This window comes from Paraburkholderia dipogonis (genome assembly GCF_046027395.1).
Taxonomy (GTDB): domain Bacteria; phylum Pseudomonadota; class Gammaproteobacteria; order Burkholderiales; family Burkholderiaceae; genus Paraburkholderia; species Paraburkholderia dipogonis_A.
This window is the reverse complement of the sequence record NZ_JAQQEG010000098.1, coordinates 1-6,731: the sequence shown is the minus strand read 5'-3', so window position 1 is coordinate 6,731 and position 6,731 is coordinate 1. Positions and strand designations below refer to the sequence as shown.

General features: G+C 63.0%; 6 protein-coding genes. 1 reads left to right on the top strand and 5 read right to left on the bottom strand.

Going from position 1 to position 6,731, the window contains the following annotated elements; all coding sequences use genetic code 11:
- The 5 genes from paaK to paaN all read right to left on the bottom strand — a co-directional run.
- Positions 1-1,282: phenylacetate--CoA ligase PaaK (paaK, locus tag PQR32_RS41930; protein ID WP_408241728.1), on the bottom strand; the 1,282-nt coding region annotated here is incomplete at its 3' end.
- A 193-nt stretch (positions 1,283-1,475) separates the two neighbouring features.
- Complete coding sequence (gene paaI / locus PQR32_RS41925; RefSeq protein WP_408241725.1) at positions 1,476-1,937, bottom strand: hydroxyphenylacetyl-CoA thioesterase PaaI; 462 nt, start codon at positions 1,935-1,937, stop codon at positions 1,476-1,478.
- A gap of 1 nt (position 1,938) precedes the next feature.
- Positions 1,939-2,730, bottom strand: coding sequence for a 2-(1,2-epoxy-1,2-dihydrophenyl)acetyl-CoA isomerase PaaG (gene paaG, locus PQR32_RS41920; RefSeq protein WP_408241722.1), 792 nt, complete (start codon positions 2,728-2,730; stop codon positions 1,939-1,941).
- 50 nt (positions 2,731-2,780) lie between these two features.
- Positions 2,781-3,983 carry a 3-oxoadipyl-CoA thiolase gene (pcaF, locus tag PQR32_RS41915; protein ID WP_408241719.1) on the bottom strand — a complete coding sequence of 401 codons (1,203 nt, stop codon included), beginning with the start codon at positions 3,981-3,983 and terminating at the stop codon, positions 2,781-2,783.
- A gap of 124 nt (positions 3,984-4,107) precedes the next feature.
- A complete protein-coding gene (gene paaN / locus PQR32_RS41910; RefSeq protein WP_408241716.1) occupies positions 4,108-5,808 on the bottom strand; it encodes a phenylacetic acid degradation protein PaaN in 1,701 nt (566 codons plus the stop codon).
- A gap of 135 nt (positions 5,809-5,943) precedes the next feature.
- Between paaN and PQR32_RS41905 the strand changes: the two genes are divergently transcribed.
- Positions 5,944-6,720, top strand: a complete 777-nt coding sequence (locus PQR32_RS41905) for an enoyl-CoA hydratase (RefSeq protein ID WP_408241714.1) — start codon at positions 5,944-5,946, stop codon at positions 6,718-6,720.
- Positions 6,721-6,731: the final 11 nt, after the last annotated feature.

The window sequence follows — 6,731 nt, the reverse complement described above, 5'->3', positions numbered from 1 at the left end:
CCACTACGCGCCGCGCCTTGCCCACCGAACGCTCGATCCCGTTTACACCCAGCACGTTCACCACCGCACTCACGCCGATCAGCGCCTTGATATCGTAGGTCAACGCCTGCTTGGCCGTGTTCAACGCGGCCGTATCGGGCGCCGATTCCGGGCAAGGCTCGACGTTCAACGTCAACACGTCGAGCGGGCCTTCCTTGGTCAGCACGATCTGGTAGTGCGGCGCGAGCGCGTGCTGCTTGAGCAGCAGTTCTTCGATCTGCGTCGGAAAGACGTTCACGCCGCGCACGATCATCATGTCGTCCGAGCGGCCCGTGATCTTTTCCATCCGACGCATGGTGCGGGCGCTGCCTGGCAAGAGGCGCGTCAGGTCGCGCGTCCGGTAGCGGACGATCGGCAGCGCCTCTTTGGTCAGCGACGTGAACACCAGTTCGCCGAGTTCGCCATCCGGCAGCACCTCGCCGGTTTCGGGATCGATGATCTCGGGATAGAAATGATCTTCCCAGATGGTCGGGCCGTCTTTCGTTTCCACGCACTCCGACGCCACGCCTGGGCCCATCACTTCGGACAGGCCATAGATGTCGACAGCATCGATGCCCATGCGCTTTTCGATCGCCTGACGCATGTCGTTGGTCCACGGTTCCGCGCCAAAGATGCCGAGGCGCAGCGAACAATTGGCCGGGTCGATGCCTTGACGCTCGAGTTCGTCCGCAATCGAGAGCATGTAGCTCGGCGTCACCATGATGATGTCCGGCCGGAAGTCCTGGATCAGTTGCACCTGCTTTTCGGTCTGGCCGCCGCCGAACGGAATCACGGTGAGCCCCGCGCGTTCGGCGCCATAGTGCGCGCCGAGACCGCCCGTGAACAGGCCGTAGCCATAGCTCACGTGAACCTTGTCGCCACGCTTCGCGCCGGCGGCGCGGATCGAACGCGCGACGAGATTCGCCCACGTGTCGATGTCGCGCGCGGTGTAACCCACCACGGTCGGCTTACCCGTCGTACCGGACGACGCGTGAATCCGTGAGATCTGTTCTTGCGGCACGGCGAACATTCCGAACGGGTAGCTGTCGCGCAGATCCTTCTTGGTGGTGAAGGGGAAACGCGCCAGGTCCGCGAGGGTTTTCACTTCGCTCGGATGAACACCGGCTTCGTCGAATTTGTGTCGATAAACCGGCGAGTTTTCATAAGCGTGGTTCAACGACCATTTAAGCCGTTCAAGTTGGAGCGCGGCAAGTTCGTCGCGGCTGGCGGTCTCGATCGGATCGAGCGGAAGGGCGGTGGTCATCGAATGTCTCCTTGCTGCCTCAATGCTTGGGTCTGATGTACGTGCGCTTGCGCGCAAAAACCTGGGGCTGGCTGCTGGTCAAAGGTGTGGCGGCGAAGAGCCGCTACTGCGTCGCGAATCTGTCACGGGTTTGCTGCGTGGTGTCTCGGAGTTATCGCGGGTTTGATGCGCGGTTGCTGCGAGGTCGCTGTTATCAATCGCCTGTGGGAATCAGATTGCCTTTGATTTGCGCCGATTTGCCGCGGAACATCGCAACGGTTTCTTCGGCACGGTTCGTCACGCGAATGTCGTAGATGCCGGTTCGGCCACTCAGCGTCTGCTCGACGGCTTCCGCCGTCAGCACGTCGCCACCTCGCACGGGCCGCAGAAATTCGATCGAGCAGCCGGCGGCAACCGTGTTGATGTTGTACGTGTTGCAGGCGAACGCGAAGGTCGAATCCGCGAGCGTGAAAATCAGGCCGCCGTGGCAAATCTGATGGCCGTTCAGAAAGTCGTCGCGTACGGCCATGCGCAGGCGCGCGTATCCGGGCCGCACTTCGACGATTTCGAGGCCGAGCGCGCGGCTGCACGCGTCATTCTCGTACATCGCGGCAGCAGTCGCGCGAGCGAGTTCGTCGGGCGTCATCTGATTGGGATGATTGGCTTGAGCGGACATATCAGCGGCCCTCGAAGCGCGGCGTGCGCTTTTCAACGAAGGCTTGCACACCTTCCGCGTAGTCGTGGGAAGCACCCAGTTGGCGTTGCAGATCGCGCTCGAGATCGAGTTGCTGATCGAGCGTTTGCGTCGCGCCCGCACGCATGGCCTGCTTTATGGCGGCGATGGCGCGCGTGGGTTGTTGCGCAAGTTGGGTCGCTAGTTTCACCGCGGTGGCGGCGAGATCCGAATCGTCGACTGCTTGCCAGATCAAGCCCCAGCTTTCGGCTTTTTCCGCGCTGAGTTTGTCGCCGGTGATGGCGAGCCCTAACGCGCGAGCCATGCCGACGCGCTGCGGCAGGAACCATGTGCCGCCCGAGTCCGGCACGAGGCCGATCTTCACGAATGCCTGAATGAAGCTGGCGGAGCGAGCCGCGAGCACGAGGTCGCACGCGAGCGCGAGATTGGCGCCCGCACCGGCGGCCGTGCCGTTCACCGCGGCGATGACAGGCAGCGGCAACGCTTGCAGGCGGCGAATCAGCGGATTGAAATGTTGCTCGATCAGTTCACCCAGATCGGTCATGGCGCCTGGTGTGAAGTCGAGGTCGGCGAGATCCTGGCCGGCGCAAAAGCCGCGGCCCGCGCCGGTGAGCACGAGCGCGCGGGCGCTGGACGTTTCGACCTCGTCGAGCGCGGCGCTCAGTTCCTGATGCATCGCGCGCGTGAAGCTGTTGAGTTTGTCCGGCCGGTTCAGCGTGATGGTTGCGACATGGCTCGATGCGTCGATGTCCAGTCGAATCGCTTCATATGACATTGGGTGTCTCCTCAAAGTCTCTTTGACCGATGGGCGCTGTGGCGCTGACGTCAGATCCGCTCGATGACCAGCGCGATGCCCTGGCCGACGCCGATGCACATCGTGCAAAGGGCAAAGCGGCCGTTGGTCCGCTCCAACTGGTACAGCGCGGTCGTGATCAGACGCGCGCCCGATGCGCCCAGCGGATGACCCAGCGCAATGGCTCCGCCGTTCGGGTTGACGCGCGGGTCGTCGTCGCGCAGACCGAGCGTGCGCAGAACAGCCAGACCTTGCGATGCGAAGGCTTCGTTCAGCTCGATCACATCGAGTTGTTCGAGCGTCATGCCGAGTTGCTTCAGCAGCTTTTGCGTGGCCGGCGCCGGACCAATACCCATGATGCGCGGTTCGACGCCCGCTGTTGCCATGCCCACTACGCGGGCGCGGCGGCGCAGGCCGTATTGATCGGCTGCCTGCTGGTTCGCCAGCAACAGCGCGCACGCGCCGTCGTTCACGCCCGACGCATTGCCGGCCGTCACGCTGCCGTCCGGACGAACCACGCCTTTGAGCTTGCTCAAACTTTCGAGCGAAGTTTCGCGCGGGTGTTCATCGAGCAGCACGCGTACGGCCTCACCCTTCTTTTGCGCGATGTCGACGCTGACAATTTCCTGGGCCAGCGTGCCGTCCTGCTGGGCGCGAGCGGCCTTTTGCTGGCTCGCCAGCGCAAACGCGTCCTGATCGGCACGGCTCACGCTGAATTCGACGGCAACGTTTTCCGCGGTCTCAGGCATCGAATCGACGCCGTATTGACGTTTCATCAGCGGATTGATGAAGCGCCAGCCGATTGTCGTGTCGTAAATGTCGGCTTGGCGCGAGAACGCGCTGGTCGCTTTGCCCATGACGAACGGCGCGCGCGTCATACTTTCGACGCCGCCGGCGATCATCAGGCGTGCTTCGCCCGCCTTGATGGCGCGTGCCGCGGTGCCGACCGCATCCATGCCCGAGCCGCACAAGCGGTTAATGGTTGCGCCGGGCGCCGCAGTTGGCAAGCCGGCCAGCAACGCCGACATACGGGCGACGTTGCGATTGTCTTCGCCGGCCTGGTTTGCGCAGCCATAAATCACGTCGTCAACGGCGCGCCAGTCAACGCCTGGATTGCGTTCGATCAGCGCCCTGATCGGAACCGCGCCGAGATCGTCGGCGCGGACATCCTTAAGGGCGCCGCCGTAGCGGCCGATTGGGGTGCGAATCGCATCGCAAATGAAGGCGTCGTTCATAGGGATTCCTGCTGGGGCGGATCGGCGTGAGGTGCCGATCCGATGCCTCATGTTAGTTGGGGTACATAGCCTGGTCCATTCGGCCAAACGGCATAGGACGAAGCCGTGTTTTGTCCTAGGCCATTCAGCCAGCTACCGCCGGCGCCGCTTTCGGTTCAACATGAACGCGGCTTTGAACTACGCGGAAGCGATTCGATACGAAGGCTGCGTCCGCCAGCGCGGCATTGGCCGCCGGGTTTGCGCCCGTGCCGTGGAAGTCCGAAAAGGCGGCCGACTGATTGACGAACACACCGCCGGTCAGATTGATCGACAAGGCCACGCCACCGCGGATCGATGCTTCGTGCGCTTCTTCGAGCACTGCTTCGTCCGTGCTGTAGACCGACAGCGTTAGCGCGCCATGCTCGGCGGCGATTGCGCCGGCGAGATCGAGCGACTGTGCAGTCGAGTCCGTCGCGATCACGAACGAGACCGGACCGAACCATTCTTTGGTGAACTGCGCGTGGTCGGTCGCGGCGTCCAGTTGGAGCACGAGCGGTGTGCGCACGCGGGCGCCGGCGAAAGCGGGATGTTCGAGCGTGAGACTCTCGACGAGCACGCGGCCGAGTTTTGCGGCTTCGTCGATGCGCTGGGTCACGCCTTCGTTCTGAATCGCGCCGAGCAGTTCGACAGCGCGAGCCGGGTCGGCGACGAGTTTTTGCACAGCGCCGGCAATGGCTTGAGCGACTTCGTCAAAACCGAGCGTGCCTTCCGCAGTGCGGATACCGCCGCGCGGTACGTAGATGTTTTGCGGCGCGGTGCACATCTGGCCCGAGTACAGCGCGAGCGAGAAGGCGATGTTGCGGGCCGCGGCTTTGATGTCGTCGACCGAGTCGATCACGATCTGGTTCACACCGGCTTTTTCGGTGTAGACCTGTGCCTGGTGCGCATTGCGCTCGAGCCACGTGCCGTTTTGCGTGCTGCCCGTGAAGTCGATGAGTTTGATTTCCGGGCGCAGGGCCAAGTCCTGGACGAGCGCGCCGTCGTTCGGTTCGGTGGCCAGCAAAGTGACGACGTTCGGATCGAAACCCGCTTCGCGCAAAACGTCACGCGCGATTCGCACGGTCAGTGCGAGCGGCAGGATCGCGCCCGGATGCGGCTTGACGATGACCGTGTTGCCCGTGGCCAGATCGGCGAAGAGGCCCGGATAGCCGTTCCACGTCGGGAAGGTGCAGCAACCGAGCACGAGGCCGGTGCCGCGCGGCACGACGGTGTAGCGCTTATGCATGGCGAGCGGCGGATTCTTGCCTTGCGGCTTTTCCCAGTGGGCGTTGCCGGGAATGCGGCGCAATTGGTCCCACGCGTACACGACAGCTTCGAGCGCGCGGTCTTGCGCGTGCGGGCCGCCGGCCTGGAAGGCCATCATGAATGCTTGTCCGGTCGTGTGCATCACGCTATAGCCGATTTCGAAGCTGGCGCGATTCACGCGGGCAAGGATTTCAAGGCACACGCCAATCCATGCCTGCGGGCCTGCCTCGCGCCAGTCGCGCTGGGATGCGGCGGCCGCCGCGATCAGGGCGGCGGGGTCGGCCTTCGGGTAGCGCACGCCGAGCGGGAATCCGAACGGTGAGACTTCGGCGCCGACGGTTTCGCCCGTCGACGGTTGGTCCAGTTGGAACGTCGCGTTGAGATGCGCTTTGAATGCCGCTTCGCCGTCCGCGTTGGCCGTTTCCCCGTACACTTTCGGACTGGGCATTTCGACGAACGGGCTCCAGTAGCCGCGCGTTTCAACCGCGGTGAGTGCCTTTTGCAGCGTGTCTTCGTGCTTGGTGAATAGCGGATGTGTCATGGCAGAGGGGCTTGGCTGTACGTTGGGAAAAGCCTGTCGAATAATTGACCGACCGGTTGGTTGGTGAATGGTAGCATTATTAAGATGGCCGCGCGAAGTGTTTTCGCGCGCAATTTTCTACCCTTAGGAGGCGGCATGGCTTACGAGAACATTCTGGTGGAGACGCGGGGAAGAGTCGGCTTGATCACGTTGAATCGCCCGAAGGCGTTGAACGCTTTGAATGACGCATTGATGGACGAGTTGGGGGCGGCGCTGCGCGAGTTCGACGCCGACGACGCGATCGGTGCGATCGTGGTCACGGGCAGTGAAAAGGCGTTCGCGGCCGGCGCCGACATCGGCATGATGTCCACCTATACCTATATGGATGTCTACAAGGGTGACTACATCACCCGCAACTGGGAAACCGTTCGCTCCATTCGTAAGCCGATCATTGCGGCGGTGGCCGGGTTCGCGCTCGGCGGTGGCTGCGAGTTGGCGATGATGTGCGACATCATTTTTGCCGCCGACACGGCAAAGTTCGGCCAGCCGGAAATCAAACTCGGCATCATGCCGGGCGCGGGCGGTACGCAGCGCTTGCCGCGCGCCGTCTCGAAGGCGAAGGCAATGGACCTCTGCCTGACCGCGCGGTTCATGGATGCCGCCGAAGCTGAGCGCGCCGGATTGGTGTCGCGTGTTATTCCCGCTGCTTCCCTGGTCGACGAGGCGGTGGCTGCGGCTGCGACGATCGCAGAATTCCCGCTGCCGGCCGTGATGATGGTGAAGGAATCGGTCAACCGCGCCTACGAAACGACTTTGGCGGAAGGCGTGCATTTCGAGCGGCGCCTGTTCCATTCGCTCTTCGCTACCGAAGATCAGAAGGAAGGTATGGCCGCGTTCGTGGAGAAGCGCAAACCGGTTTTCAAGCATCGCTAATACGCTTGTCG